The following is a 26,221-nucleotide window of genomic DNA, read 5'->3' as shown; positions in this document are numbered from 1 at the left end:
GGGCTACATTCGGTGGCACCTCCCCCGCAGGCGTGCGAGTGTCTGCCGCACGCGGCGGGCCGACCCGAAAGGACGCACCACCATGAGCGAAACACTCGATCCACTCGGCCGCCCGTTCAAGCGCATCAGTGTGCAGCGCAAGGACGAACTGCCGCTCGCCCCCGGCCAGACCGCCAAGGCTCAGCGCTACTCCGGGGTCTCCGTCGAGACCACCGACGTGGTGGGCCTGTGGTTTGGGCGCGTGCACACCGCGGTGGGCGAGCACTCTGACCCGCACCACCACGGCGAGGCAGAAACCGGCGGCTTCGTGATGCAGGGCCGCGGCTACATCCGGTTCGGCGAACGCTACGACGAGGTCATGTACTTCGAACAGGGCGATTTCGTATACGTGCCGCCGTTCGTGCCGCACATCGAGGGCAACGCGAGCCGCTCCGAGGAGCTGATCTGGCTCACCACGCGCAACCCCGACAACATCGTCGTCAACCTCACCGATCAAGACATCTCAGACCTCGAACTGGAGTACACGGACTAGCCTGCCTGGTCGGGCTCCAGATTCGGGACGAGCAAACTCTGCCCGGTTCCCGGTTCAGTTCGCTAGGATCAAGGTATGAGTGAGATGCAGCATGTGGGATCCGGCGGTGTCGCCCTCTCGAAGGACGTGCTCGCGCCAAGTGTGCAGCGCATCGGAAGCCGGAACATCGAGATCACCTTTCTCGGCCCGAACGCTCAGGGACAGCCCACCTGGATCATGTGGAGCGCCGAGGAGCCGTACCTCATCGGCATGCTCTCCCAGGGCAAGATGGGCTACCGCTTCGAGCAGCGCACCAGCTCGGGCGCGCTGCTGCACGAGAACATCTCACTGAGCCGCGTGCAGCGCGCGCTCGGCGGCTAGCGCCCCGCAGATCTGACACAGCGGCCCACCCCTCGGGGTGGGCCGCTGTGCTGTGTGCGCCGAATCTACGTGTTTTTCCCGGATCCATTCCGCGGCGCTCCGGCATACCGTGAGCCACATCCGCGCGAGCGTGGAATGCACCCGGTGAAGTGGACCGGGAGGTCTGGCTCGGGGGATCGGGGATAGGACAACGGTGTGCTGCCCCGGAACGTTCCGGACAAAGGCGGCACGGCCATGACGAACCAGCGATTCACCCAGACCATCTCGAGCGCGCTTCGGTCGCGGCGCTGGCGGCGAGCCGGCGGCGGGACACTGCGCAGCGGCGCCGTCATCGCGGTCGCGGCGGCGCTGATGCTCCCGAGCCTGGCCGCACCGGCCTACGCCGCCGAGGGGGACGCGGCGCCCGTGGCGGTTGAGGCCGCGAGCGCGGCCCCGGAGGCGGCCGCTCCCGAGGCCGCACCGCCCGAACCCGCACCGGTCCCCGAACCGGCCGTGCCGGAGCCAGCGCCGGCACCCCAGCCCGTGGCACCCGAGCCCGTGGCCGAGCCGGTTCCCGAGCCAGCACCGGCACCCGAGTCGGCCCCGGAGCCCGCGGCCGAGCCGGCCCCCGCGGCGGCGGCCGAGCCGGCCCCGGACGCAGCGCCAGCGGCCGATCCTGCTGCAGCCGAGGACCCGGCCGCAGCGGCGGCAGAGCCCGCCGCAGAAGCGAGTGCGGCGGCGCGGACCGCGACCACCGAGACAGACAAGGGCAAGGACCCGAAGGTGACGCTCTGTCACGCCACCGCCTCGACGAAGAACCCGTGGGTGCAGATCACGATCGCGCCGGACGGCTCGGCGAACGGGCACGCCGGGGCAGGCCACCAGAGCGGCCGCGACATCATCCCGCCGTTCAGCTACACCGTCGGTAAGCAGGTCAAGCAGTTCCCCGGGCAGAACTGGAACGCGACCGGCCAGGCGATCCACGCAAACGGCTGTGAGCAGCCCCCGCAGGTGGATCCGGCGCCGACCGTGAGTCTCACCACGGGGGAGTGCGTGGCCGACGCCACCTACCCGCCCGTATCGGCGACGTTCGGCAACCTGGTCGCCGGGCAGCCCTACCGCTACAGCGTCAACGGGGGCACCGCGGTGAACTTCACCGCCGGTTCCGCGACCGAGACCAAGGCGCTCGGTGCCGCACCGGGCACCTCGGTGACCGTGCAGATCTGGGGCACCGGCACACGGGCCGCGAGCGGCAAGGTGTCCGGAGCCGCCACCGTGCAGAAGTGCGTGACACCGCTCCCGGACGTCACCCTCTGCCACGCGACCTCGTCCCAGACGAACCCGTGGAACCAGATCACGGTGTCGCCCGCCGGGGCGCTGAGCGGGCACGCGGGCGCGAGCCACCAGAGCGGCCGCGACATCATCCCGCCGTTCGAGTACCGCCAGGGCGGGGCAACGCAGCAGTTCCCCGGCCAGAACTGGGACGAGGCCGGACAAGCGATCCACGAGAACGGCTGTGAGGAGCCGCCGCCAGTGATCGATCCGGCACCCACCGTGGCGCTCACGGTCGGCGAGTGCGTGGCCGACGCGCAGCTCCCGGAGACCACGGCGACGTTCAGCGAGCTGGTCGCGGGGCAGTCGTACAGCTACCGCGTCAACGGCGGAACCGCGGTGACCTTCACCGCGGGGTCGGGGACGGAGACACGGGCACTCGACGTGGCGGCGGCGGGCACGATCACCGTGGACGTCTGGGGCACCGGAACACGGGCGGCGCCCGGCACGGTCACCCGGTCGATCGAGGTGCAGCAGTGCGAGGAACCCCCGGCAGATGTGACGCTGTGTCACGCCACCTCCTCGGACACCAATCCGTGGAACGAGCTGGCGCTGCCGCCGGCCGGGGTGCTCAGCGGGCACGTCGGATCCGACCACCAGGGCGGCCGCGACATCATCCCGCCGTTCACCTACCAGGCGGGTGGGGCAACGCTCCAGTTCGCCGGGCAGAACTGGGACGAGGCAGGGCAGGCGATCTTCGAGAACGGCTGCGAGGAGCCGCCGCCGGTGATCGATCCGACCCCCACCGTCTCGGTCACCGTCGGTGACTGCCCCGTCATGGGCGGCTTCGCGCCGCTCACCGTGACCCTCGGCGACCTGGTCGTGGGGCAGCCCTACCGCGTCGAACTCGCGGGGATCGCCGTGGCGCAGTCGTCGCCGATCACGTTCACCGCCGACGCACCGAGCCGCACGATCGAGGTCGAGCCGAGCGAGGCCGGCACGCTCAGCGTCACCGTGCAGGGCACGGGTGACCACGCGGGAGAGTCCGCCGAGACAACGGTCGAAACGAGCCTGTGCCCGGCGCCCGAGGTGCCCGAGCTCACCCTGAGCGTGGACCAGTGCCTCGCGTACGGGGCGCCGCTGCCGTCGGAGCTCACGGCCACGCTTGAGGGCCTGCTCGACGGCGTCGACTACACCGTGACGATCGGCACGAGCGGGGGTGGCACGCCGTACTCCACGCGCACCGTCCATGGCGGCGAGAGCTCGACCGAGGCGATCCAGCTCGACATCGCGGGGGCCGGCACCTACACCGTCACCGTGGGCGTCGGGAAGGGGTCGCTGACCCGCGAGGTCACGGTCACCCCGTGCCCGCGCGGCGCGTACGACCTGTCGCTCGTCAAGACCGCGAGTGCGGGGGAGGCCGGAGTCGCCGAGGTTGGCGACACGATTCGCTACACCCTCGCGGTGACGAACGCCGGGCCCGACGCCGCACAGGATCCGGTCGTCACCGACTCCCTGCCGGCCGAACTCACACCGGTCCCGGGATCCGAATCGACGAGCGCCGGGTGGAGCGTGGCGTTCGCCGGAAACACCGTGACCGCGAGCTACAGCGGCGCGTTTACCGGGGAGGCGACAATCTCGTTCGACGCGACCGTCACCGCAGCCCCGCCGAGTGGCGAGGTGACCAACACCGCGTGCGTCGCGGCCTCCGGGCCAGCGCTGCCGCAGCCGAGCGTCGACCGGGTTGCGACCCCCGCCGGGAGCCCCGACGAGGGCGCCGCGGCCGGACTCGAGTCGCAGCTCGTCGCGATCCTTGCCGGCGACGTCGCCGACGAGGGTGACGGCGGGGACACCGCCGCCGGGAACGACTGCGGCGAAGCGACCACCGTGGTGCGGGCCGTCGCGGTCGCGGGCAGCGCCGTCTGCGTCAACGACACCCCCTGGTTCACGTACGACATCACCCCGAGCGGGATCGGCGACACCGCCGATCTGCCGATCGTGATGATCTGGTGGACCGTGGAGGCGTACGCGAACCGCGACCCGTCGATCCCGGCGGGCGACATCGCGGCGATCCTCGCCGACGGCGCCTCGCAGGTCGATCCGATCGCCTACCCGGCCGGGTGGACGAGCGGGCAGCAGCTCACCGGGCAGATGCTCTGGCCGGGGGCCTCGGTCGACGCCGCGGGGAATCCGACCGGGTGGCCCGGCTGGACGCTCACGAGCGACGGCACGTGGGTGCTCGACCCGGCGGCCCCGCACTACGACCTCCGCGCCGAGGCCGTCGTCGAGATCCGGATCAACCCGACCGCGAGCGAGACGACGGTGTACCCGCCGGCCACCCCGGACTGCGCGGCGCAGCCGCCGCTCACGCCGGAGCCGCCCGTCACGCCGGAGCCGCCCACCACGCCGGGCGCAGTGGTGCCGGGCGTCGCCCCGGGGCCCGTGCCCGCGGCAGTTGCCCCGGCCGCGTCTCCCACGGCAGCTGCCCCGACGCAGCTCGCGGCCACCGGTTCGCAGGGGAACGCGCTCGGCGGCATCGGGCTCGGGCTGCTGCTGCTCGGATCCCTCGCCTGGGGTGTCGCCCGGCACCGTCGCGAGACGGTGCGGTGAGGGCCCCGGGCGGGCTGCGTGAGACTCACTCCGCCTCGACCGACCCCACCCCGCGCGTGCGTGTCACGCGCGGGGTTGGGTCGATCTGCGGGCCTGGTCCGCCCGCGCGTGTTGCCCTCGGGCCCCCGAATCGCCGCCATTTCCGGGACAAACGCAGGAACGACACGCCAGGGATACAGGGAATGTGGGGGCGATTTGCGCGGGAGGTGAAAGTCAGCATAGTATTTCATCTCGGTAGCAAGCGAGAAAAACGCTTCGGCCCCATCGTTTAGCGGCCTAGGACACCGCCCTTTCACGGCGGCAGCACGGGTTCGAATCCCGTTGGGGTCACTAAATACTGAATACACAACTAAATACGAAACACATATGGCCCTGTGGCGCAGTTGGTTAGCGCGCCGCCCTGTCACGGCGGAGGTCGCGGGTTCAAGTCCCGTCAGGGTCGCCAAGGTGAAGAAACCCTTCCTCGGAAGGGTTTCTTCGTCTCTGGTGATCGCCATAAGGTGAATACCAGGCTCTGTAGCTCAGTTGGTAGAGCGTTCGACTGAAAATCGAAAGGTCACCGGATCGATGCCGGTCGGAGCCACGTAGCGGAGATTACACCGCTGCTGAACCCTCGCAGGGCTTCTACCTGCGGGGGTTCTTTTTCGTCTCCGGGGCCACCGCGGCTCGCCTCTCGTGCTTCGCGTCGCGCGGCGCCGCAAATCCGACCCAGTATGCGAGTTCCGACCCGCTACCTCGCGTGTGACCACCGGGATACCGGGTCGGATATGACGAAACGGGTCGGTGCTGGCTCTCGCGGCCCGGACCAGGCGCTGATCCCGAACACGCAGCGCGCGCGGACCGGCCACAATGCTGTCGTCGAGCAAGCGTCCGTGTCACCCTCACCGCGGCCGGTGGGGATCCCGGCCTCGGTCCGCGGTGCGGCCCCGACGCCGGGGCCGTCTACCAGGCGATGCCGAGCATGTCCGCGGTGACCTCCCAGTGCCTGCGCACGAACTCTGGGTCGTAGGCCTGCCGGTTCGTGCGGCCAATATGCCTGGGGGAGGAGTAGTAGGAGCCCGACTCCCAGTCCTTCCCCGGCTGGCCCTCGATGAAGCCGCGCAGCCGGGCTCCGCCGCGCTCGGGGGATCCGAGGAACTCGCGGAGGATCCCGTGGTAGATCCCCTGGAACGCGCCGGCGGAACCCGCCGCGAAGTTGGTGGCGATGACTCCCGGGTGAAACGCAACGGACGACAGGCCGGCGTCGGCGAACCTGGTGTGGAGCCCTCTGGTGAACAGGATGTTCCCCAGTTTCGCGTCGCCGTAGGCCTTGTTCAGCGTGAAGCCGTTCCAGTCGTTGAGGTCAGCGAGGTCGATGTTGCCGAAGAGCCTGGCGCCAACGCTCGACGTGGCGACCACCGCGGCTTGGCTATCGATCAGCCGGTCGCGGAGCAGATAGGTGAGCAGCGTGGGCGCGAGATGGTTGACCTGAAATGTCTTCTCGAACCCGTCCGGTGTTTCCTCCGGCCCGGCGAACATCCCGCCCGCGTTGTTTGCGAGCACGTCGATGCGGTCGCAGCTTCGCTCAAGGCGAGCCGCGAGTTCGCGCACCTCATCGAGTCGAGTGAAGTCGGCGGTCATGAACTCCGCCCCCGTCTCGGCGGCGATCGCGCGCGTCTTCTCCGGCGAGCGCCCCACGAGCACCAGGCGGGCGCTGCTGCCGGCGAGTTGCCGGGCGGCCGCGGCACCGATCCCGTCGCTCGCGCCGGTCATGACCACGGTCCGAGCCTGTGCTGTCGTCATCGATCGACCTCCCGGGCATCCGCGGATGTATCGGATCCGCCTGGCACACGTGCGTACGTCTACTTTCTTACCCGACGAGTTTTCGATTCGCAATGGTTGCGTTCGAGGGCGGGGCGCTGGCGCGGGCGCGGTTCGGTTCTCGCTCGTGGGCCAGATCCGACCCGATACGCCAGATCCGACCCGATTCCTGGGGAGTGTGCGCCGGGGAAGCGGGTCGGATCTGGGATTGGGGGCCGGATCTGCGGGGTAGGGCCGGATCTGCGGTGGCCGGGTCGGATTTGCGGGGCAGGGCGGGGCGGAGCGGGGTGCAGGGGCGGGGCGGGAGCGGACGGTCAGGGCGGCCGCGGGAGCGGGGCGTACACTCGAAGCCATGAGGTATCGAGAGCTGTACGCGCAGCGTCAGGAGGTCGTCGGCGAGGCACTCGCCGACGGTGAGTAGCTTCCCCGCCCTGCCGCTCGCGGAACACCCGCGGTGCGGCGATCTTGACGACCGCAATTTCAACTCTGAACGGGCGCACCGCGGCAGCTTCGGTGCATGCGGCATCGCTGCACGCGACATCACCGCGTCACCGCACCGCGGCACCGCGCGCGACCGCGCGACCAGCGCCCTCGAAAGGCACCCTCATGCACTCACTGACCGAACCATACATTCGCGACTCGTTTGTCAACGCGTCCCGCCGGGAGATTAAGGAGCTCTCACTTCCCGCCGGCTTTGACGAGCTCGCCGAGTCCGACTGGGCCAAGCTGGACTTCCTCGGCTGGCGCGATCAAAAGTTCGCCCGCCGCGCGTACGCCGTGCTGCCGCGACTCGACGGGGACCCGGTCGGCGTCGCGTTCCTCCAGGCCGAAGCCTCGCCGCGCTCGCGAGCCATGTGCAATTGGTGCCAGGACGTGCGGCTCCCGAACGACGTGGTGTTCTGGGGCGCGCGGCGCGTGGGTGAGGCCGGGCGCCGCGGCAACACCGTCGGCGTGCTGATCTGCCGCGAGTTTCAGTGCTCCCGGAACGTGCGCAACGACCCGCCGCCCGCCTACGAGGGCTACGACGTCGCGGGTGCCCGAGCCCGACGGGTTGACGGGCTGCGGCTCAAGGTCGCGGGGTTCGCCGACATGCTCATCACCGGCCGGTAGTGGTGTGGGCCCGTGCCCCCGCACGGGCCCACACCACCGCCTCCGGGGAGGGCGGGGATCCCGCCTCGACGCCCAGCAGGCCCGGGCGGGCATGGCAGGCCTGGCAGACCCGGGCGAGCAGGGCAGACCCGGGCCGGCCCGGCAGGCCCGGCCGCCAAGCAGGCCTGAGCAGCCCCGCTGCTACTCGGCGAAGTCGACGATCGCGAGGTTCAGCGGCAGCTCGGACTCCCGCGCCTCGCTCGGCGTGAGCCGGCCGCCAAGGAACTTCCCGGTCAGGTTGTCGTCGGCGTCGGCGATCAGTTCGGGGGCCACCTGCCCGCCGTAGTCGAAGCCGGTGAGCTCGTAGGGGAGCGAGTCTGCCTCAAGCAGGCTGGGCCCGTCCATGAGCTGGAAATGCAGGTGCGAGGCGTTCGCATTGCCGGTATTGCCGAGCTTGCCGAGCACCTGTCCCGCCGTGACCGTGTCGCCCGGCTTCACGGTCAGGGACCCGGCGATCATGTGCGCGTACATGGCGTAGACGCCGTCGCCGAGGTCGAGCACCACGTGGTTGCCATCGACATTCTCGACCGTGAGCTTGCTCGCGAGCTCCGGGTCCTGGGCCGGCAGCGTGCCGGGCACATTCGCCTGCAGCCCATCGAGCACCGAGCTGACGGTGCCGTCGGCGACCGCGAGGATCTCCGCGCCGTAGTCGACGTAGCTCTCGTTGCGGGTCTTGTCGCCCGAGTAGAACTCGCCCGCGGCGTTGACGCGCTTCCAGTCGATTGCGAAGCGCTGGCTGTTGTTGAGCTTGCCATTGACCGACATGACTGAGCTGCGGTGCGGGAACCCCGGCTCGCAGCAGCCGTTGAGCGCGATCCAATTGTCCCCGCGCACGGGCGGCGCGATCACGGGGACGTCGCGCGTGGACACGGCGAGCGGCGTGGTGAGATACCCGATGTCGGTGGCCGTGCCGAACGCGGGTGAGTCCGCCCCCGTGCCGGTGAGGCGGTGGAGCAGCACGGGCGGCACGTCGCCGGGGGCGTCGAGGGTGAAGTCGACAAAGATCACGCGGGACTCCTGCGGCGGGATCTCGGCCGAGTCCACGTAGCCGGCCGGGAGGTCGCGCAGCCGATTGCAGTCGCCGTAGGCGCAGCTGGTGTCCACGAGCGCGTCGCCCGAGAAGCTCGCGAGCACGCGGGTGGGATCAGCGCCGTCGACCACTTCGAACCGTGTGAGCGTCGCGGGTTGACTCGTCGCGTTCGTGAGCTGCAGGTCGTAGGCGAGGTGGGTCTTCCCGTCCGTGCCGCGGAACGGGAGCGGATCCTCGCCGACCGGGGCCACGGTGATCGCGGTGAACGCGTCTGGCACGGTGACCTCCGCTGCTCCGGTTCCCGCGGGTGCCTGTGCGGGAGTCTCGGCCGTCGGAGCTGACGCACACCCGGCGAGGAGGAGCGTGGCAGCGGCGAGGGGAGCGAGCAGCGCCGCTCGTGAGGGCTTCAGCGATGGTGTCACGGCGTTGGGTCCCGTCGGTGGAGGGCAGGGGTGCCCACCGAGCCTACGGAGCCTCCGGCCGTGACACAGGGGGCCTAGGTCGCTAGTTTCCGGTGCGGAGCAGTTCGCGGTTCCGGCCGGCATTGGGGGACCGTCCGGCAGGGGGGTCGCCCTGCGTCCTCGAGTGGAGTGTCCAACTCAAACACCCCCGTGCAGGTACTCACACGACCGATCCGGAGAACCGTGGGACCTGGGGCGCAGGTACCAGAAATCTACCTTGTTGGAAGCAGGATCCACGGCTACCGCGAGGAACGTGGTGTCTCGCTTCAGGTCGATTCGGCCACTGGCCCGCGCGCTCGAACGGTGCGCGAAGGAGAGAGAAGAGAAACAGGAATGGCGACTGACAAGAAGATGAAGACCGGCCGCAAGCGCGCGATCATTGCGGGTGGGGCACTCCTGGGAATTGCGGCGCTTTCGACCGCTGCGGTCTTCACTGACTTTGCGAACCTGAACCTGGGCAACGGCACGGGCGGTGGGATCGGCGGCGCGGACAACACGTTCAACATCCAGGTCGTCGGCACGGACACGCAGGGCGTGCCGGTTCCGGGCACCTGGCAGGAAGCAAACGTTGCTGAGGGCGTCGACATCGCGCTCCTCGGAGCTGAGACGATCACCCCGGGCGACACCATCACGGTCGATATCCCGGTCAAGAACGCCAGCCCGAAGCTCGGTGCAGACGTCAACCTCACGCTTGGCGACGTCCCGGGCAAGACGTCCGACGCGGATTACGCTGCGCAGCTCCGCTACGACATCGAGGTGGACGGCGTTGCAGTTGCTACCGCCGCCACCCAGGCCGCGGTGGCCGACATCGATCTGGCGGATCTTGCCGCTGGAGCCGAGGCTACCGTCACCGTGAACGTGACCCTGCTCGACCAGGGAAGCCCCGCGGGCAACAACGCGCTCCAGGGCAAGACTGCCCACGTACAGGCGCAGTTCAACGCGGCCTCGACGAACTAGTCGCATTGCGGGGTGAGGCGCGCCGCGCCTCACCCCGACAACTGTGGCACTCGGACGAGGAAGAAAGGGCAACGATGGTTGGGCGACGACGAGCGGCACTTGCGTGCGGCTCACTGCTCGGCGTGGTGGCACTCACCACCGCCGCGTACTTCACAGACTTTGCCGATATTACGACTCACATTGACGGGTCGGGCAACAGCTTCGACATCGTGGTCGCCGGCAGCATCGATCCGAAATGGGCCCCCGCTCCGACCGAGTGGGCGCAGGCGACCGAGGAGCCGTTTCTGGTGGATCTCGGTACCGACGGCTCGCTCGCCCCCGGGACGAGCCGCACGGTGCGCGTGGCGGTGAAGAACGCTAGTCCCAAGCTCGGAGCCGACATTCAGCTTGTGCTTCGGGACCCCGATCCGCAGGGCACCGCAACGGATCCGGTCACTGGCGGCTTCGTTGAGCTCTTCGACCAGCTCGAGTTCGAGGTGTTTGAGAATGACGAGCTCTTGCTGCACAGCGACGGGGCGCAGGACGAAGCCGGTCGAACAGTGGTCTGGAGTCGGGCCCTCCCGAGCACGGACGTGCGTGTGCTCGACGTGAAGGTCACTCTGCCGCGAGACGTCGATGATCGGTGGCAGCGTGCCGGTACGCAACTGCAGTTCGGATTTGAGGCGGTAGGGAAATGACCCGAGAAAACGAGACGAAGGGTGCCCGACGCGCCCGCGTGGCTCGGCTGGTGCAGGTCGCACTTGCGAGCGGTGCGGTGCTCGGTGTCGGGGCCTCGGTGACCGTCGCTGCCTATCTTGACCAGGCTGCGATCTCGTACTCCGCGCTTGGCGGGACGTACGACATCGCGTATGCAGATCCGGACGGAAACACGCAGCAAGGGGATGTCACGCCGTACGAACTCGACGTGTCGCAGATCCCGTATATCGATGAGATCGGTTCGGCCCCCAGCCATCGCCTCGACCTGGTGCTGCGGAACGCCGGTACCAGCGACTCAGGCACGGTCACCCTGTCGTTGCAGTCGATGCTCCCCGCGCAGCCGGCTGATGGCGACGGTGTCGTGCGAGACCCGTTCGATGTGCTCGTGGTGTCTGCGTGGGACGCGGACGGCAACCTGCTGGTGGATCAGGCCGACGCAGCCACCTTCGGCCTTGCACTCGACTCGTGGGCCGCCGGCGAAGACACGGTGGTGTCTCTTGAGCTGGCGTACCGCACCAACCTCGGTACGCCCTACTACTTCGGCAAGGACGTCCGGGTCGGATTCACTGCGATTGGAGCGGCATGATGCGCGCAGGACACATGAGACTCGCGGGAGCGCTCGCTCTCGGCGTGGCGCTTGGGGTCGGTACTCTGACTCCCGCATCGGCGGTGTCGGATGAGCTGTTCGTGATCGACGAACGCGCAGTGACAATTGACGCCCCCGCCCCGGGAGAGACGGCGACCTGGTCGTTTGAACTCGCGTCATCGCAGCAGGGGCTGCGCGAGGTGTTCGTGCGCGTGTCTGGCGTCGAGGGGCCACTCTTCGAGGGCGATACCCCCGCGAAGCTTCGCGTAGGTGCCGCCTCCCTGGAGCCGGCGCTCGAGGGAAGCCCCGTGGAGCTACTCACGCTTGACCCCACGCTGCTCGGAGAGTTCTCAAGTGCCGAACCACTCACGCTGCAGGCAGAACTCGAGTTGCCCCGCACCGCGGGAAATGAGTATCAGGGCGCTTCTGGAAGCCTCACGCTGCAGGTTGCGTCACCGCAGCGGGACACCACCCCCGTGCCGCAGGACGGCCCAGGCGCGCGAGACGGTCTCGCGGTGACGGGCGGTGCGTCCTGGTACGCGATCGCGGCTGCGGGGATCGGCGCGGCACTCCTCGGAGCGTTCACGCTCCTCCGCAAGCGTCGCAATCAGGGATTGGAAGTTGAACTGTGAACGGGTTGATGCGAAACATCACGAGGGCGCTGGGTGTCGCCGTGCTCGCCGGGGGAACCGCTGTTGCGGTCACGAGTGTCGCGCTGACCGGAACGACTGCCGCCGGGTATACCGACACCGCGGTCGCCGTGGAGTCGACGATCACCATGCCCGCCGAGTACCTTGCCGTGTCCACACAGTTTGAGCAGACCTCCGTGGCGCTCTCCGGTGGGTACGTCTGGGTGTGGGGCGTGAAAGATAACGGGATGAGCGGTCTCGGCGTGAAGGATCCCGGTGACGCCAGTCCCAAGCCAGTGCACACGCTGCCCAACGTGACGAAGGTCGTTGGCGCCTCCGACCTCGGGGAGGCCACGGGGACATTCGGGGCGCTGACCGAAGCCGGGGAGGTCTACACCTGGGGGCTGAACAAGCTTGGTCGACTCGGCATCGGCACGACGACCGGCAACAGCGACTACCGCGATACCCCGCAGAAGGTCGTGTTCCCTGACAACGAGCGCGTGATCGACCTCGGATCGATGCGCGCGACCATGGCTGCGTTGACCGAGAGCGGCAAGGTCTACACCTGGGGCTCCGGGCAGTACGGTCAGGCGGGCAACGGGAGCACTCGCGAGACAGACGGCCCAATCGCGCCGTTCCTGGTGATTGAAAACGCGCACTCAATGCACGTGGGACAGCGCATGACCTGGGTCATCACCCGAGATAACCACGTGTACTGGTGGGGACGCAGCATCGACGGTGAAAACGGCGCAGCGACCGTGGCGAACAACCCGAGCCCGGAACTCATCACCCAGATGGATCCGTTTGCAATTGGCTCTGAGGCGCCCGCCGTCGCCCAGGGCGACCCGTCGGACGCCTGCAATATTCAAACGCTCACCTCAAGCAGGCAGGCCTCGGCGATGGTCACCGCCGACGGTCAGGTATATACCTTCGGAAACTCCGCGAACGGCCAGACGGGCCGCCCCGGAAACACCGCCGTGTCACGGCAGATTGTGGCGCTTGGCCTGCCCGAGCCCGTCGAGAGCGTCAGCGCAGGAAACTACCACTTCACGGCGTTGACGATTTCGGGGGAGGTCTGGGGCTGGGGTGACAACGCGAGCTGGGCCGCCTCCGGGAACATTCGCCCGGACGGCTCAACTGGACAGGGAACCACGGACGCTGCGACCCCGATCAAACTGCCGCTCGCGGACATCATCGCTCTGGGCGGCTCCCGCGACACGAGCTACGCCACGCGCGCAGACTCCGTGCTCATCGGCTGGGGCGCCACAGACGGAGGGGCAATTCTTGGTGCCTCCGGTGCGCGGGCCACCTTTACCTCGCTGGCACTGCCGGGAATCCGCCCCGGCTCATAGCCCGCACGCGGTCGGCCGTACGACGTGAGGCAGCCGACCGCATCGAACCCTCCACCTGAAAGGACAACACAATGGAGCAGACCATGAAAAAGAAGAAGATGAGCGGCAAGGCTCGCGCCGCGCTCGCTGTCGGAAGCCTCCTCGGTGTGGCCGCACTCGCGACCACCGCGGCGTTCACCGACTTCGCGAACATCAACCTGGGCAGCGGCGGCGAGGGAATCGGATCGTCGTCGAAGTTCGACATCGCGGTGGTCGATACCGATGACACGGTGCTCCAGGCCGACACGGAGGCGGGCGTTGACTGGGTGATTCCCGGCGCCGACAGCTTTGTTCCCGGCCGCACGCTTACGACGACGATCCCGGTGTTCAATAACTCGAAGACGATCACGGGCGACCTGTCCGTCGTGGTCGAGGCGATCGGTGACGGTTCGATCGGAACGTCGCCGAACATCATGAAGTTCCTGAAGTTCTCCGCAACGGACACCTCCACTGGCACGGTGCTCTTCGGCGACCCGGCTGACCCGACCGCGGGCGTCGACCTTGCGTCGGCGGAGGCCGAGATCGCAGACGTTGCGGCGCGTGGCGCCGATTCGCTTGCCGAGGGTGACGCCTACGTCTCCGGTGCGAACGGTTCCGAGCACACCATCGAGCTGCAGGTGCATTTCACCGACGAGCCCGAGACCGCCGATTACAACGGCGGCCAGGCCGCGCTGCGCGTCCACATCGACGCGCAGTCGAAGTAACGAGTCTCGTCAGCGCGGTTGGGGTCGGGTGCGGCCCCAACCACGCTGGCGTCTTACAGAGGGGGGAACCGTGGAAAGGTTTCGATCAGTACTGCTGACAATCTTCGCGATTATCGGCACATTTTGCATTCTTGTGTTTGGGGTCTCGCTGGTGTTCGGACTGAAACCAGAGATCGTGGTGTCCGGCTCAATGGAACCGACGATCCCCACGGGCTCCCTGTTGCTGGTTCAGGAGACCTCGGCCGCCGAGGCTGAAGTGGGGGACATCGTGACGCTCGAACGTCCACGCAACGGTGGGCTTGTGACTCACCGCATCACGTCGATCGAACAGGAATATACAGACTGGAAGATCACGATGCGCGGTGATGCGAACGCCGCGGACGACCCGCAACCCTACGTGACGCGGACCGTCGGTGCCGTAGTCGCGACGATTCCCGGTGCGGGATATGTCGCGGGAATGTTCAGAACCCCGTTCGGGATCGCCGGAATCGCGGTCGTAGCGCTCGCTCTGGTCGTGGCTTTTGCCTGGCAGCCGCGGTCACGGAAGGCCGTGCCCGGTGAGGTGCAGGTGGCGGAAGCTTCCCGCTAGCGTGCCGCACGCGACGTGGAGTACACGCAGCAGAACACCGTGAATGTGCAGAGCCGGCAGCGTCACTTGCGCTGCGCGGAGGCAGGGGAGTTGAATGGATTCCGAACGGGCCACTGAGCCGGTTTTGTGGGGGAGGCGCTCGAGAATGCTGCGACAGATCGCGTACAAGCCGCGCACTGAAACGACGGACCTGGTCAAACGATACTTGCACTTGCGCTTCGACGTGAACGTCGTGTCTCCGCGCGGCAACGGGGGCACCGAATTCCTGCGCGAACTGCGAGACGAGCTGATCGAGGACAACATCCGAGTGCTGTTCTTGCCAGAGACCGCTGAGCGCTCAGCGCTGCCGCACGCGTTCATGAGTATGCTGCGCGATCCGGCGCGTCCGGGCAACATGCCCAGTTCACCGGCGGCGCTGGCCGCGCAGCTGAGCCGTGCGCTCGACGGCCGCCCGCTCGTGGTCATCGCTGACGGGGTGTCGGGGCTCACCCCCACGGTGATCTCGGCGCTGACACTCTACCGGCAGCAGGCCGGCGTGCAGACGCTCGTCCTCACCAACGCTCCGCTGCTGCGTGAGGTGTTGCCCGGGCCCGGACTCGTCGTGGATCTTCCAGTGTTGACCCTCGAAGACGTACACGGGGTGCTCTTTCACCGGCTCGGCTCTCGACTCGAAACCACCTCGATCAACCGGGTCTACTCGAAGTCGGCCGGCCTCATCAAACTGGCAATCGCCATCTGCGAGGTCGCACGGGTGGAGGGGAGCCTCCGGCTCATTGACGGCCAGTGGGTGGCGGTGCGCGACCTCTGGAGCGATGCCCTCACCGCTTTCACCTGGGCGTATACCTACGCTGTCACACCGGAGCAGCGCGGTGCGCTGGAGATGATCGCGCTCGTGGGGCTGGTCGACGTGCCGGAAGCCGAGCAGATGATCGGCCATGACATGCTTCAGTCGCTTGAGCAGTCCGGCGCGGTTACGGTCGATCCGAACGGGCGAAACCACTGGGTCACGGCGAACCCGCCGCTGCTGAGTGAGATGTTCCGGCACACGATGTTGCCTGCTCGGCGCGCGCACCTTCGAGCACAGATCGAACAGATTTCGTCGCTGAGATACCTCGAGGCTGAGCCGCACGAGCTTGAGATGACGACCCTGGTGATCGAGCCCTCATTTCTGCGGCTCGTCACTGAGAAACGGAACGAGGATCTGGTCGGCGCCGAGACCGCCTGGCACGAGTCGCGGAGCCCGGCAGCAGCGCTGAACTACACCGTGGCACTCGTGAACTCGAACGCGGATCCGCACGCGATCCTCAATCTGATCGAGGAGGCGACGCGCGAGGAGATGCCGGCCGAGTTCCGCTCCAGGCTTGCCGTGTGGGAGGCCTGGCTGCACGGGTACTGCTTGGGCGATGTCGCGCGCGCCGACCAGCTTCTGCAACGACGGGAACACGCTGGGGAGTACTGGGGGTTCCTCGTTGCGGCCAGAATCCGCATGCTCGCCGACCTCGCAACGGTGCCGCACGATGCTGTCGCGCTCTTGAGCGAGACAGCAAAACTGCCGCTTACCGTCCAGAACGAGATGCACCGAACGCTCGCCTTTATCTACGTGAGTCAGGGCCTCCCTGAGGAAGCTGCTGAGGCGCTCGGACGGGTGTCGAGCTGGTCGGACGACTACTTCCCGTACCTGCAGAATTCCACCGAGGCCCTGATTGAACTCGTACGCGGTCGATTCGATCGCGCCCGAGAAATCGCGCTCCAGGGCGCACGGATTGCGCAAGACGAGCTTGATGAACGCTCGCTGCGCGCTCACGGCCACATGCTGAGCTTGCTCCTCCTCGTGCGTGGGCAGCACGAGGGCATTCTGCAGATCGAGGACTACGTTGAAGCGTTGGGCGGGGTGCCGCTCTTCCCGCGCATGTCCTACTTGGGAGTTAAGGTGTGCGCTGCCATTGCCGCGCACGAATCGCCGAGCGGCCTCCGCGAAATTGTGTCGGCGCTCGACGAGATCGATCTTCCCGACGGCCCGCTCCTCGGAACATCGAGGTCGTGGGCCCGGGCGCGCTTGGCTGCCCTTGAGGGGTCGCCCGCGCAGGCTGCCGAGGAATGCTGGGAAGGTGCAACGGCTCTCTACGCGCGCGGGAGCACCCTCGCAGCTGCGCTGGGAGCACTCAGATCCCTTGACTACCTCTTCGATGAGGCCCGGCTTGCGACCCTGCAGCAGTGGATCGAGCCGATGCAGAGCGAGCATCTCCTTGCGTACCGTGACTACATCGTGGCACGCCATACCTCGGACAGCGACGCAATGCTGGCGGTGATTCCGCGGTTGATCGCATCCGGGCGGTTGGGGCTTGCCGTGCAGGGCTACGACCACGCCGCGGCTATCGCGCGCTCGCACGGAGACATTGCGTACGCCGAGGAGATCGAGGCGCATGAGGCAGAGTTCCTCGACTCGCTCGAGCCCGGAACCTACGATGCCGCCCAACAGGAGCCCACGGGAGCCAAATTGACCGCGCGTGAGCGCGAGGTGGCTGAGCTCATGGCACAGGGCATGACCAACAGGCAGATCAAGGATCATCTCGTTCTGAGTATCCGCACTGTTGAAAACCACGTGCATCGAATGATGCGCAAGCTTGATGTCTCCACGCGCCGCGAGGCGGTCGAGTGGATCCGTGCCTGGCTTGGTTCCGGCGAGATCTAGTCGAGCGCGTCACCAGTATCACCGCGGCTCGGGTACCGCGTGCGGCGTGCGGCCTGAGCCGCGCCGCGGCCCGCGCGAGACGCGGCGCCGCGGCGCCGCGCTAGACGCGGGTGCGGCGCCGCGCGAGCAGCAGTGCGAGACCGGAGCCCCCCGCGAGCAGTCCGAGTGCCGCGAGCCGCGCGGCGTCCGCGTCGCCGGTGCGGGCGAGCGTGGCCCCGGCGGGTGCGCCCGGTGCAGCGCCGGGTGCCGGAGCCGGGGTGGGGACACCGGGAGCCGGGTCCGGCTCAGGCTCAGGCTCAGGATCCGGGTTGGGCTCAGGATCCGGCGGGATGACCGACGCGGGGGTGACCGTCAGTGCCACCCCGGCCGAGGTTGCCGCGGCATTGAGCGCGTCGCCCGAGTACCGGGCGCTGATCTCCTGCGTTCCGGCAGCGATCGCGTCGGTGGTAAGGCGTGCCGCGCGGGTGTCCGCGGCGCGAGCCGTGCCGGATGCCGCCGCACTGTCGAGCGCGATCGTGCCGAGTGAGGCACTGCCGGCGAAGAACTCGACCGTCCCCGTGGGGTCCACGCCGGTCACGGTTGCCGCGAGCGTGATCTCGTCGCCCACGGTGACGGGACCGGCCGGAACGTCCACGGCGACAGCGGTCTCCGCCTTCGCGACACGCACCTCGACTCCCGTGGAGATCGCGGATCGGTTGCCCGCGCTTCCCGCGTAGCTCGCAGTGATCTGGTGTGCGCCGAGCGGGAGCTCGAGGGGGAGTAGTGTGGCGGTTCCTCCGACCACCGACGCTGCGCCGAGGCTCGTGGCGCCCGCGAAGAACTCAACGTCGCCGGTGAACTCGGCGCGTGGCGCGGAGCTCGTGAGCCGGGCACTGAGCGTGACGGGCTCCCCGGGCAGCACCGTGAGCGCGGAGGGGAGCACCGTCAGCGTGGTCGCTGCGAGCTCGTAGGAGATGACAACCTCGCCGTCGCCCGAGCGGACGCCGGTCTCAAACACCGCGCCTGCCGGGCCGTACCCGGATCCGCCGCCGCCCCCGACTACGGTGGTCGGGTCCGGGCTCCCCTCGGTTCCCGCGGCTTTGACGGGTTTGCCTCCGCCGCCCCCGTAGTAGCCGCCGCCGCCCCCACCACCGCTGGAGAGATAGTCGTTCCCAGTGGTGGCCTCAAACGGGACGCCGGCGCCGCCTACCCCGAGGAGCCCGCTGCCGCCGCCGGTCTGGTCGCCGCCAGTGCCCCCCAGGGGCACTGGATCAGTGCCGGCGGGGGAGCCTTCGCTTGGGGCGGGCACTGCCACTGGGCCGCCGGTGCCGCCGGTCAGCCCGCCGCCGGCACCACCTGAGGCGGGGCTGCTGCGAAACACGACGTTGGCGGCACCGCCACCACCGCCAGCGACGAGCACGCGATCGCTGAGCGCGGTACCGCCGACGCGCACGTCGCTCGCGCCACCACCACCCGCACCAACGCAGCCGCCCGAGGACACAGTTGCCGAGCCGCCGCCGTTGAATCCGCCGAACGCGGCGGGGGTGCTGCAGTCGCGAACCGTCATACCGGCTCCGCCCGAGACGACCGTGAGGCTCTCGCCCGGGGATACCGGGAGCTGTGCCGTGGTTCGGCCACCGAGCCCACCGTAGGTGAAGTAGGAAATTGAACCGCCCTGTGCACCCGAGGCCATCGCCGTGACCTCTGTCACGTCCGTGGGCACTACCCAGCTGACGGCTTCAGCGGTGTACGGGAACACGCACGTCACGGTGCCGTTTGCCTCCGTGCATGGATCGTCCGCGGCGGCAGCGGTGGCAGTGGCGGGGGTGGCGGCGAAGCCGGTGGCTGCAAGAGCGAGAAGCACCGTTGCGGTCACGCTCAAGATTTGGCGCATGAAGTGCATACTATCCCGTGGAACGCGTGATCAGCGACCGAATACGAAGACTGCCCGGGTGAATATTCGGGAGAGACAAAGCGACCCCGGCCGAGCGCTAGTAACACTCGACCGGGGTCTGACCAGACCGCCTAGGCGAGTAGGTGATCGTGGCTGCGGCAAGTCTACCGCCGTGCGCGGCCTCCCCTCGCTTCGGCGGCCGCGCTGGGCGCGCCGCCGCGAGGGACGCGCGGAAGCCAGCAGCGCACCCGCTCGCGATATGCGGCGAACGCCGCGCCAAACCTCGCCTCAAGATCCGCCTCCTCCTGCGGCCGAATGAGAAAGTTCCAGACGAGTCCGCCCGCGATGGCGTACGCGACGATGAGCCAGGAGCCGAGCATGAGGCCCACTGCGGCGCCCTGGGCGAGCGAGGAGACCGCCATGGGGTTGCGCACGATTCGGTACGGGCCCGCGATCACGAGCTCGGCGGGCATCGCCGCGGGGAGCGGGGTGCCGCGGCCGCGCGTGGACATCGTCGCGGCCGCCCAAATTCCGGCGACACCGGCCCCCGCGAAGAGGAGCAGGCCCGCCCCTCGCAACCAGACCGGGCTGTCGAGAGCGAGCCCCCAGCGGTGCTCAATGAGTGAGATGGCCGCGGGGATGAGTGCGAGGAACACGAGCCAGAACACGGCCACCTGCTGCGCGGTGCGCCGCCGATGCGCCCGCGGGCTCGCGGGGGCCGCGATCCGGAACCTGAATGGGCCACGGATCACAAGCTCGGCGGGGATCCTGCCGGTGATCAGCAGGATTGCGGCGCCGGTGCTTCCGACCGCGGCGGCGATCATGAGGAGCGCCCCCCATCCCGCCAGCCCGGTCACCGTGGCGTAGCCGGCCATCCCGAGCGCCACGAGAGCGGCCCACGGCGCGGCAATCCAGGCCCCGGCGCGGAAGCCGAGCGCGGCCGCCGCGGAGGCGAAGACGAAGAGGGGCAGGTCGAGCCAGAAGATGGGGATCGGGTTCAGCGCACCGAGCGTGGCGCTGCGCACTGCTGGGACGGTGGCGACCCCGACCCACCACAGGGTACCCACCGCTGCTTGGAGCGCGAAGTAGGCTCGGGCAACTCGCCGATCCGAGAGGAACGCGGGCCCGGGTGCGGGCGCTGCTGCGCCGCTGGTCGCTCCGTGAGTCCGCACACCCCCACTGTAGGGGAACGGGTTAGAGCTGCGTGTCTTCCCCGGTGAGCTGCGAGCGCAGCGCGGAGGCGCGGATGATGTCGCCCTCGAGGAACCCGATCTCCTCGGCTGAGAGCGAACCGGAGTTCTTTGCCTCGCCGATCAGCTCGAACGCGGTGTGGATCTCGGTCTCCAGGCCTGACGTGACGATGTCTTGGACCTCGAGGGGGAGGCGCTGGAAACTTTCTGACGGCATGCATGAAACCTTACCGAGGTTTGGGCGGTTGGGGCGAACCGGCGGGCGCCCGCGTGTGGCCCGGCGCCCACTCGGGCGGGCGGTTTCGCGAAGATGAGGCCCGCGGAGCGGTCGAATCACAGCCCCCGCTCACCCCCGCGGTGGTAGCTTGTGATCGAATTCGAGAGGGCGGTGGATCGATGCGCGCGGGCGGTCAGCGTGGTTGGGCGTGGCCCCAGCGACTCCTGTTGTCTGCCGCGGGGATCATCACCTGCGTGCTGCTCGGAATCGTCGGCGTGCACCTGCACGGCGCGGTCCCCGTCTCGCACCTTGGCGCCGTCTCGGCCGCCGCATCGTCAGAGGTGGCAGCGGCCGCCGCGCCGCTCACGGACGCCAGCGCCGCCGCCGGCGTGGCCCCCGAGCGCGGGGTGCAGGCAAGCGCGGTTGAGCGGCCGGTTGCCGTACTCGACTCCGGGCAGCTCGGGCTCGCAGCCGCCTGTGTGATGGCGCTCCTGATCACGATCGCACTCCTGGCGGCTGCTCGACGCGGCGCGCGATCGTGGCTGCCGCGCACTGCCCGGCCCCGCGCGTGGTCCCCGGCGCCCGCTCCCGCTCTCGGCCAGCACCGCTTGCACCTGCGGCTCTCAATCATTCGGGTGTGACCCGCCGGCGCTGCCGGTCGTGGGCGCGCTCGCGCCACACCCAGGCGTGCCGCACGCGCCGCCACGCGCCCCCGGGGATTTCCGCCGCGGAAGCGGCGGTCGCCCCGGCCGCCGCCGCGCTCACCGCGGCGCGCGCCCGGCCCCACTGAACCCGGCCCACTGAACCCTGGCCCACTGCGCTGCGCTGCGCTGTGCCGCCCCCCCCGCATTTACCCGTGCCGCGTGCACCGCGCTCAGGCGCGCCCGCGGCGCCCACCCGAGAGGACCCCTCACCCGTGACACCCACACTCCCCGCGGCCCCGGCCCGCCCGAGCGCATCGGCGGCACGGTGATCGCCCCGCCCCGCCCGGGGCAGGCCACACACGAGCTCAGCGAGCTGTTCACGTTCGTGCCGGCGCACGCGTCGCCGCTCGCCTGGATCGCGCTCATCTGCCTCGTCGCGTACCTCGCCGGTGCCGTGTCGCTGTGGCGGCGGCGCGAGCGCTGGAGCATTCCGGCGACGATCTCGTTCGTCGTCGGCAGCGCCGCGTGGTTCGCCGCCACCGGTCTCAACATGAACGCCTTCGCCGAGGACCTCGTCTCGGTGCTGCTGTTCCAGCAGATCACGCTCATGGTCGCGGCGCCGCCGCTCCTCCTCATGGGATCGCCGGGGCGGCTCGTGCTGCGGGCGATGCCGCGCCGCGGACTCGGGCGCGCGCTCCGCCGGCTCGCGCTCGGCGGGTACCGCTCGCGCACTGCCCACGTGCTCCTGCACCCGGCCGTCGCGATCCTCGTCGCGGGCCTGGCGTTCCCCGGGCTCTACCTCAGCGACGCCGTGAGCTGGGGGCTCGCACTCCCCGGCGGACACACGATCATGCTCGCCCTGTTCCTCGTGTTCGGCGTGATCGCGGCGGCCCCGCTGTGGGCTGCGGATCCGCTGCCGCGCTCTCCGTCCTACGTGGTGCGGCTCATCGGGGTGCTGATCGAGATCCAGATCCACGCGCTCTTCGGGCTCGTGCTGCTGCGCACGCCCGACGCGCTCTTCAGCTGGTACGCGCAGGATCCGCCAGGGTGGGGGATTACCAGCGCCTTTGATCAGGCGGTCGGTGGCGGCCTCGTCTGGACCTACGGCGAGCTCCCGCTGCTGATCGTGCTGATCGTCACGCTCTCGAAGTGGCGGCGCAGCGACACCCGCGCCGCGCGGCGGCGGCAGCCACAGGAGGACGCCGACCTCGACGAATACAACGCCTACCTGGCAGCAATGGCGGAGCGCGGTTCGCCCGCCGCCGATCCCGTGGTGCGCGCTCCGCGCTCCCCAGACCCCTCGGGGCGCGGCTCGCGCTCCGCAGAGAAAGCAGAGTGACCATGACCTCCCACCCTGAACGCGGGCGCGGTGCGCGCCTGAGCACCTCCACCAAGGCGGCGCTGATTGCGATCCCCACGGTCCTGCTGGTGTTCCTCGCGCTGATCCTCGGGTCGATGCTGAGCCAGAACGCCGCGCAGCCCGCCGCCGCCGGGCCGGAACTCGCCGGGGTCGGCGCCGTCGCCGAGAACTCGCATGTGCTCGATGATGCCGGTGAGAACGCCCCGACGCTCGTCGAGTTCCTTGACTTCGAGTGCGAGGCGTGCGGCGCGCTGTACCCGGTCATCGAGGACATTCGCGCCCAGTACGACGGGAAAATCAACGTGGTGGTGCGCTACTTCCCGCTCTCCGGCCACCTGAACTCGATGAACGCCGCGGTGGCGGTCGAGGCCGCCGCCCAGCAGGGCAAGTTTGAAGAGATGTCCGCGATGATGTTCGAGACCCAGCTTGAGTGGGGGGAGAAGCAGGAGTCTGAGGCGGCGCGATTCCGGGGGTACGCGGACGCGCTCGGGCTCGACCTTGCCGCGTTCGACGCCGCGGTGGCGGATCCGGCAACGCAGGCCCGCGTTGAGGAGGATCTGGCTGCCGGCCAGGCGCTCGGGGTGCAGGGTACCCCGACCTTCTTCCTCGACGGCGCGCTGCTGCAGCCGACGCAGATCTCGGACATCACCGACGCGCTCGACCGCGCGCTCGCGCTGCTCGGGTAACCGGGGTCGCGGGCGCGGGTCCCCAGGGCTGGCGGGCGCGGGTACCCAGGGCCGGCGGAAAGCCCGGGCGGGCTGGCGCCGATCCGCCTAGGCTGGAGCGATGACGACTCTCGTGTGGTTTCGCGACGACCTCCGGCTCGAGGACCACCCGGCGCTCGCCGCAGGGGCCGACGATCCGGCCGGGATCGTGGCGCTCTATGTGCTCGACGAGGAATCCGCGGGGGTGCGCCCGCTCGGCGGCGCCGCGCGGTGGTGGCTGCACGGCTCGCTCGACCGGCTCGCCGCCGACCTCGCCGAGCGGGGCGTTCCGCTGGTGCTCCGGCGCGGCGCGGCCGCCGAGGTGGTGCCCGCGGTGGTCGCGGAGAGCGGCGCAGACCGGGTGCTGTGGAACCGGCGCTACGGGGCGGAGCGCGCGCACGACGCGGCGCTGAAGGAGCAGCTGCGCGCCGGTGGGGTTGCCGCGCACTCGTTCGTGGGCAACGTGCTGTTCGAACCCGGCAGCATCGTCTCGGGCCAGGGCACGGCGTACCGGGTGTACTCCGCGTTCTGGCGCGCGTGTCTGGCCGCCCCGCAGCCTCCGGCCCCGCTGCCGGTGCCCGCGGGGCTACGCGCGGCACCGGCGCGGCCCCGCAGCGACGCGCTCGGCGACTGGGCGCTGCGCCCCAGCGACCCGGACTGGGCTGTCGAGCTCGCGCAGCGGTGGACACCCGGCGAGGCTGCCGCCGGTGAGCGGCTTGAGCGGTTCCTCGCGCGGAGCGTCCGAGCGGCGTGCGGCGAGGCGCTCCCGGCGGAGGCCGCAGCCGCCGACTACGCACACGCGCGTGACTTCCCCGCGATCGACGCGACCTCGTCGCTGTCGCCGCACCTGCGCTGGGGCGAGGTGAGTCCCCGCACCGTGTGGCATCGGGCGGTGGCCGCGGGGTCAGGCGTGGGCGCGTTCCTGTCGGAGGTGGGCTGGCGCGAATTCGCCTGGCACACCGCGTTCGGCGCCCCGGATCTGCACCTGCGCGGGTTGAACCCGCAGTTCGACGCGTTCCCGTGGCGCACCGAGCCGGGGCCCGAGCTGGGCGCATGGCAGCGCGGCGAGACCGGCTTCCCGATCGTCGACGCTGGCATGCGAGAGCTGTGGCGCACCGGCTTCATGCACAACCGCGTCCGCATGGTGGTCGCCTCGTTTCTCACAAAGAACCTGCTCATCGACTGGCGGGTCGGGGAGGCCTGGTTCTGGGACACCCTGGTCGACGCGGACGCGGCGAGCAACCCGTTCAACTGGCAGTGGGTGGCGGGGTGCGGAGCCGACGCCGCACCGTACTTCCGCGTGTTCAATCCGCTCACGCAGCAGAAGAAGTTTGACCCCGCCGGGGAGTACGTGGAGCGCTGGGCCCCTGACAGCCTGCTCACGCCCGAGCTGGTGGATCTGCGCGCGAGCCGTGTTCGCGCGCTCGCCGCGTACGACCAGGCCCGCGCGGCCGGTTTCGCGGGCTAAGCCTTGGCGAGGGACCTGAGCCCGCGGGTGACGATGCGGGCCGTCGCCGGGCCGGGGCTCTCGGTGCGCCACCTCGCGCAGAGCGTCACGGCCCAGTCCGGCCGTGACTTCGCCGCGTCGTTGATCCAGTTTGCTACGGAGTCCTGCACGTAGCGCTCCGGGTCAGCGCGCAGCGGTTCGAGGATCGGCTCGCCCAGCTCTGGGGAGGCCTTGAGTGGGGCAATGTGCGCGGCCCAGACCCCGCGGGGCCGGAGCGCCTCGCTCGCGAAGCGGCGCAGCCGGGGCGAGGGATCCGTGGTCCACGAGGCGAGCGCCGTGATCGCCTCGGGAAGCTCCGCGACGAGGGTGGGCCGCACCGCCATCCAGGCCCACTCGCGCACGGTGAAGCTCGGGTCGTCGGCGAGCGGCCGAATGCGGTCGAGCACGGCGCGGACAGCGGGGCCGCCGGCGGCCCCGCGTGCTCCGGCCGCCCCCGCGGCGCCCACCGCGAAGCAGGCCCAGCCGCGCACCGTGTCGGACGGGTGCGCCGCGAGCGCGCCGAGCCGCTCGGGCGGCAGCTGGGCCGAGAGCGCGGTGCCAATTGCGGTCATGCGGGCAAGGACGCCCAGGCGCTGCGCGGCGGCGGCGGCCGTGGCGAGCTCGGGCGGGGCATCCGGGACCGCCGCGCTGAGCAGGGTCGGGTGGTCGATCGCGAGCGCTTCCGTGAGCGTGCGCGCCTCGGCCCGGCCCGCGTTCAGCGCGATGAGGTGCGCCGGATCGATGTCTCGCATGCGGCTCGCGCCCGCGCTAGCCACGTGCCGACTCCGGGTCGAGCGCGCGCTGGATCTCGCCGAGTGCCGTGAGGGCAGGGCCCACGCTCGCCGGGTCGAGCGTGGCGGTGAGCTGGGTCAGCCAGCCGCCGTAGACGGGGCGCAGGGCGTCGAGCACCGCTCGGCCCGCCGGGGTCACTGCGACCGTGAACGAGCGGCGGTCTTCGGGGACCGCCGCTCGTATGGCGAAGCCCTGCCCTACGAGCCCGTCGACGAGTCCGGTGACGGCCGCGCGCGTGATATCGAGCCGCTCGGCGAGCGCCGCCGGCGTAGCCGGATCGTGGGCTGCCGCGGCAAGGAGCACCGCGAAGCGCGCTTCGGACACGTCGAACTGGGCGAGGCGCGCCCCGCACTCTCGGTCGAGCAGCGCGGCGGTGCGCAGCACCGCCATCACGAGCCGCGCACCCTCGGAGCGCTGCTCGGCGTGGTCGAGGAGAAGCTCGTGCTTGGTGGCGATGAGATGATCCATAGCACCTAGACTATCAACCCCTTAATGAGTTTCGAGCGAGCCCGCTGGGT

23 protein-coding genes and 3 tRNA genes are annotated in these 26,221 nt (G+C 69.6%); 19 read left to right on the top strand and 7 right to left on the bottom strand.

The features are described from left to right. The first annotated feature begins 82 nt into the window (after positions 1-82). From EV139_RS07780 to EV139_RS07755, 6 genes are all read left to right on the top strand, one after another. Positions 83-532 (top strand): cupin domain-containing protein, encoded by a 450-nt coding sequence (locus tag EV139_RS07780; protein WP_130453753.1) that lies wholly within the window; start codon positions 83-85, stop codon positions 530-532. Positions 533-607: 75 nt separating this feature from the next. Then, on the top strand, positions 608-892 hold the full coding sequence (locus tag EV139_RS07775; protein ID WP_130453752.1) for a hypothetical protein: 285 nt from the start codon (positions 608-610) through the stop codon (positions 890-892). 234 nt (positions 893-1,126) lie between these two features. Further along, the gene (locus EV139_RS07770; RefSeq protein ID WP_130453751.1) at positions 1,127-4,753 is read left to right on the top strand and encodes a DUF11 domain-containing protein; all 3,627 of its coding nucleotides are present in this window, start codon (positions 1,127-1,129) and stop codon (positions 4,751-4,753) included. Positions 4,754-5,010: 257 nt separating this feature from the next. Further along, positions 5,011-5,083: transfer RNA gene (locus EV139_RS07765), tRNA-Glu, on the top strand. A gap of 38 nt (positions 5,084-5,121) precedes the next feature. Continuing rightward, positions 5,122-5,198, top strand: a tRNA-Asp gene (locus EV139_RS07760). A 65-nt stretch (positions 5,199-5,263) separates the two neighbouring features. Continuing rightward, positions 5,264-5,336, top strand: a tRNA-Phe gene (locus tag EV139_RS07755). 359 nt (positions 5,337-5,695) lie between these two features. Here EV139_RS07755 and EV139_RS07750 read toward each other — a convergent pair. Continuing rightward, positions 5,696-6,535, bottom strand: coding sequence for an SDR family NAD(P)-dependent oxidoreductase (locus tag EV139_RS07750; protein WP_130453750.1), 840 nt, complete (start codon positions 6,533-6,535; stop codon positions 5,696-5,698). Positions 6,536-7,159: 624 nt separating this feature from the next. On the opposite strand from EV139_RS07750, the gene EV139_RS07745 reads away from it, so the two are divergent. Then, positions 7,160-7,663, top strand: a complete 504-nt coding sequence (locus EV139_RS07745) for an FBP domain-containing protein (RefSeq protein WP_130453749.1) — start codon at positions 7,160-7,162, stop codon at positions 7,661-7,663. Positions 7,664-7,843: 180 nt separating this feature from the next. Here the strand turns inward: EV139_RS07745 and EV139_RS07735 are convergent, their stop codons facing one another. Continuing rightward, positions 7,844-9,154 (bottom strand): M23 family metallopeptidase, encoded by a 1,311-nt coding sequence (locus EV139_RS07735; protein ID WP_241988995.1) that lies wholly within the window; start codon positions 9,152-9,154, stop codon positions 7,844-7,846. 372 nt (positions 9,155-9,526) lie between these two features. On the opposite strand from EV139_RS07735, the gene EV139_RS07730 reads away from it, so the two are divergent. The 8 genes from EV139_RS07730 (at position 9,527) to EV139_RS07700 (ending at position 17,437) form a co-directional block, all read left to right on the top strand. Then, positions 9,527-10,150 carry a hypothetical protein gene (locus EV139_RS07730; RefSeq protein ID WP_130453747.1) on the top strand — a complete coding sequence of 208 codons (624 nt, stop codon included), beginning with the start codon at positions 9,527-9,529 and terminating at the stop codon, positions 10,148-10,150. A gap of 74 nt (positions 10,151-10,224) precedes the next feature. Then, on the top strand, positions 10,225-10,827 hold the full coding sequence (locus EV139_RS07725; protein WP_130453746.1) for a hypothetical protein: 603 nt from the start codon (positions 10,225-10,227) through the stop codon (positions 10,825-10,827). Then, a complete protein-coding gene (locus tag EV139_RS07720; protein WP_130453745.1) occupies positions 10,824-11,432 on the top strand; it encodes a hypothetical protein in 609 nt (202 codons plus the stop codon). The genes EV139_RS07725 and EV139_RS07720 overlap by 4 nt, the downstream gene beginning before the upstream one ends. 14 nt (positions 11,433-11,446) lie before the next feature. Beyond that, positions 11,447-12,064, top strand: coding sequence for an LPXTG cell wall anchor domain-containing protein (locus EV139_RS07715; protein ID WP_157993016.1), 618 nt, complete (start codon positions 11,447-11,449; stop codon positions 12,062-12,064). A gap of 8 nt (positions 12,065-12,072) precedes the next feature. Then, positions 12,073-13,413 carry an RCC1 domain-containing protein gene (locus EV139_RS07710; protein ID WP_130453743.1) on the top strand — a complete coding sequence of 447 codons (1,341 nt, stop codon included), beginning with the start codon at positions 12,073-12,075 and terminating at the stop codon, positions 13,411-13,413. Positions 13,414-13,496: 83 nt separating this feature from the next. After that, positions 13,497-14,156, top strand: coding sequence for a hypothetical protein (locus EV139_RS15870; protein WP_157993015.1), 660 nt, complete (start codon positions 13,497-13,499; stop codon positions 14,154-14,156). A gap of 70 nt (positions 14,157-14,226) precedes the next feature. Continuing rightward, positions 14,227-14,745 (top strand): signal peptidase I, encoded by a 519-nt coding sequence (locus EV139_RS15865; protein ID WP_157993014.1) that lies wholly within the window; start codon positions 14,227-14,229, stop codon positions 14,743-14,745. A 145-nt stretch (positions 14,746-14,890) separates the two neighbouring features. Next, positions 14,891-17,437 carry a helix-turn-helix transcriptional regulator gene (locus tag EV139_RS07700; RefSeq protein ID WP_157993013.1) on the top strand — a complete coding sequence of 849 codons (2,547 nt, stop codon included), beginning with the start codon at positions 14,891-14,893 and terminating at the stop codon, positions 17,435-17,437. 100 nt (positions 17,438-17,537) lie between these two features. On the opposite strand, the gene EV139_RS07695 is transcribed toward EV139_RS07700, so the two are convergent. The 3 genes from EV139_RS07695 to EV139_RS07685 form a co-directional block, all read right to left on the bottom strand. Continuing rightward, complete coding sequence (locus EV139_RS07695) at positions 17,538-19,310, bottom strand: Ig-like domain-containing protein (RefSeq protein ID WP_198677491.1); 1,773 nt, start codon at positions 19,308-19,310, stop codon at positions 17,538-17,540. A gap of 164 nt (positions 19,311-19,474) precedes the next feature. After that, complete coding sequence (locus EV139_RS07690) at positions 19,475-20,482, bottom strand: methyltransferase family protein (protein WP_130453739.1); 1,008 nt, start codon at positions 20,480-20,482, stop codon at positions 19,475-19,477. A gap of 22 nt (positions 20,483-20,504) precedes the next feature. Next, positions 20,505-20,717 carry a hypothetical protein gene (locus EV139_RS07685; protein WP_130453738.1) on the bottom strand — a complete coding sequence of 71 codons (213 nt, stop codon included), beginning with the start codon at positions 20,715-20,717 and terminating at the stop codon, positions 20,505-20,507. Positions 20,718-20,944: 227 nt separating this feature from the next. On the opposite strand from EV139_RS07685, the gene EV139_RS15860 reads away from it, so the two are divergent. The 4 genes from EV139_RS15860 to EV139_RS07670 all read left to right on the top strand — a co-directional run bounded on the left by EV139_RS15860 (position 20,945) and on the right by EV139_RS07670 (position 24,893). Continuing rightward, on the top strand, positions 20,945-21,358 hold the full coding sequence (locus EV139_RS15860; RefSeq protein WP_157993012.1) for a hypothetical protein: 414 nt from the start codon (positions 20,945-20,947) through the stop codon (positions 21,356-21,358). 328 nt (positions 21,359-21,686) lie between these two features. Then, positions 21,687-22,700 carry a cytochrome c oxidase assembly protein gene (locus tag EV139_RS07680; RefSeq protein ID WP_241988994.1) on the top strand — a complete coding sequence of 338 codons (1,014 nt, stop codon included), beginning with the start codon at positions 21,687-21,689 and terminating at the stop codon, positions 22,698-22,700. Positions 22,701-22,702: 2 nt separating this feature from the next. After that, positions 22,703-23,407 (top strand): DsbA family protein, encoded by a 705-nt coding sequence (locus EV139_RS07675; protein WP_198677490.1) that lies wholly within the window; start codon positions 22,703-22,705, stop codon positions 23,405-23,407. A 100-nt stretch (positions 23,408-23,507) separates the two neighbouring features. Then, positions 23,508-24,893 carry a cryptochrome/photolyase family protein gene (locus EV139_RS07670; RefSeq protein ID WP_130453737.1) on the top strand — a complete coding sequence of 462 codons (1,386 nt, stop codon included), beginning with the start codon at positions 23,508-23,510 and terminating at the stop codon, positions 24,891-24,893. On the opposite strand, the gene EV139_RS07665 is transcribed toward EV139_RS07670, so the two are convergent. Beyond that, positions 24,890-25,687, bottom strand: coding sequence for a HEAT repeat domain-containing protein (locus EV139_RS07665; protein ID WP_241988993.1), 798 nt, complete (start codon positions 25,685-25,687; stop codon positions 24,890-24,892). The two genes, EV139_RS07670 and EV139_RS07665, sit on opposite strands and share 4 nt — an antisense overlap. Then, positions 25,680-26,171, bottom strand: a complete 492-nt coding sequence (locus tag EV139_RS07660) for a MarR family winged helix-turn-helix transcriptional regulator (protein WP_130453736.1) — start codon at positions 26,169-26,171, stop codon at positions 25,680-25,682. The genes EV139_RS07665 and EV139_RS07660 overlap by 8 nt, the downstream gene beginning before the upstream one ends. Positions 26,172-26,221: the final 50 nt, after the last annotated feature.

It is taken from the genome of Leucobacter luti (assembly GCF_004217175.1).
Classification (GTDB): Bacteria; Actinomycetota; Actinomycetes; order Actinomycetales; family Microbacteriaceae; genus Leucobacter; species Leucobacter luti.
The sequence above is the reverse complement of the archived record's forward strand: the minus strand, read 5'-3'. Positions and strand labels throughout refer to the sequence as shown.

What these genes read in the sequence shown, in the direction of transcription:
- EV139_RS07700 (WP_157993013.1), top strand. Translation starts at nt 14,891, where the DNA reads ATGCTGCGACAGATCGCGTACAAGCCGCGCACTGAAACGACGGACCTG.
- EV139_RS07720 (WP_130453745.1), top strand. Translation starts at nt 10,824, where the DNA reads ATGACCCGAGAAAACGAGACGAAGGGTGCCCGACGCGCCCGCGTGGCT.
- EV139_RS07725 (WP_130453746.1), top strand. Translation starts at nt 10,225, where the DNA reads ATGGTTGGGCGACGACGAGCGGCACTTGCGTGCGGCTCACTGCTCGGC.
- EV139_RS15870 (WP_157993015.1), top strand. Translation starts at nt 13,497, where the DNA reads ATGAAAAAGAAGAAGATGAGCGGCAAGGCTCGCGCCGCGCTCGCTGTC.
- EV139_RS07780 (WP_130453753.1), top strand. Translation starts at nt 83, where the DNA reads ATGAGCGAAACACTCGATCCACTCGGCCGCCCGTTCAAGCGCATCAGT.
- EV139_RS07685 (WP_130453738.1), bottom strand. Translation starts at nt 20,717, where the DNA reads ATGCCGTCAGAAAGTTTCCAGCGCCTCCCCCTCGAGGTCCAAGACATC.
- EV139_RS07745 (WP_130453749.1), top strand. Translation starts at nt 7,160, where the DNA reads ATGCACTCACTGACCGAACCATACATTCGCGACTCGTTTGTCAACGCG.
- EV139_RS07730 (WP_130453747.1), top strand. Translation starts at nt 9,527, where the DNA reads ATGGCGACTGACAAGAAGATGAAGACCGGCCGCAAGCGCGCGATCATT.
- EV139_RS07675 (WP_198677490.1), top strand. Translation starts at nt 22,703, where the DNA reads ATGACCTCCCACCCTGAACGCGGGCGCGGTGCGCGCCTGAGCACCTCC.
- EV139_RS07670 (WP_130453737.1), top strand. Translation starts at nt 23,508, where the DNA reads ATGACGACTCTCGTGTGGTTTCGCGACGACCTCCGGCTCGAGGACCAC.
- EV139_RS07695 (WP_198677491.1), bottom strand. Translation starts at nt 19,310, where the DNA reads ATGCGCCAAATCTTGAGCGTGACCGCAACGGTGCTTCTCGCTCTTGCA.
- EV139_RS07710 (WP_130453743.1), top strand. Translation starts at nt 12,073, where the DNA reads ATGCGAAACATCACGAGGGCGCTGGGTGTCGCCGTGCTCGCCGGGGGA.
- EV139_RS07750 (WP_130453750.1), bottom strand. Translation starts at nt 6,535, where the DNA reads ATGACGACAGCACAGGCTCGGACCGTGGTCATGACCGGCGCGAGCGAC.
- EV139_RS07715 (WP_157993016.1), top strand. Translation starts at nt 11,447, where the DNA reads ATGAGACTCGCGGGAGCGCTCGCTCTCGGCGTGGCGCTTGGGGTCGGT.
- EV139_RS07775 (WP_130453752.1), top strand. Translation starts at nt 608, where the DNA reads ATGAGTGAGATGCAGCATGTGGGATCCGGCGGTGTCGCCCTCTCGAAG.
- EV139_RS07660 (WP_130453736.1), bottom strand. Translation starts at nt 26,171, where the DNA reads ATGGATCATCTCATCGCCACCAAGCACGAGCTTCTCCTCGACCACGCC.
- EV139_RS07770 (WP_130453751.1), top strand. Translation starts at nt 1,127, where the DNA reads ATGACGAACCAGCGATTCACCCAGACCATCTCGAGCGCGCTTCGGTCG.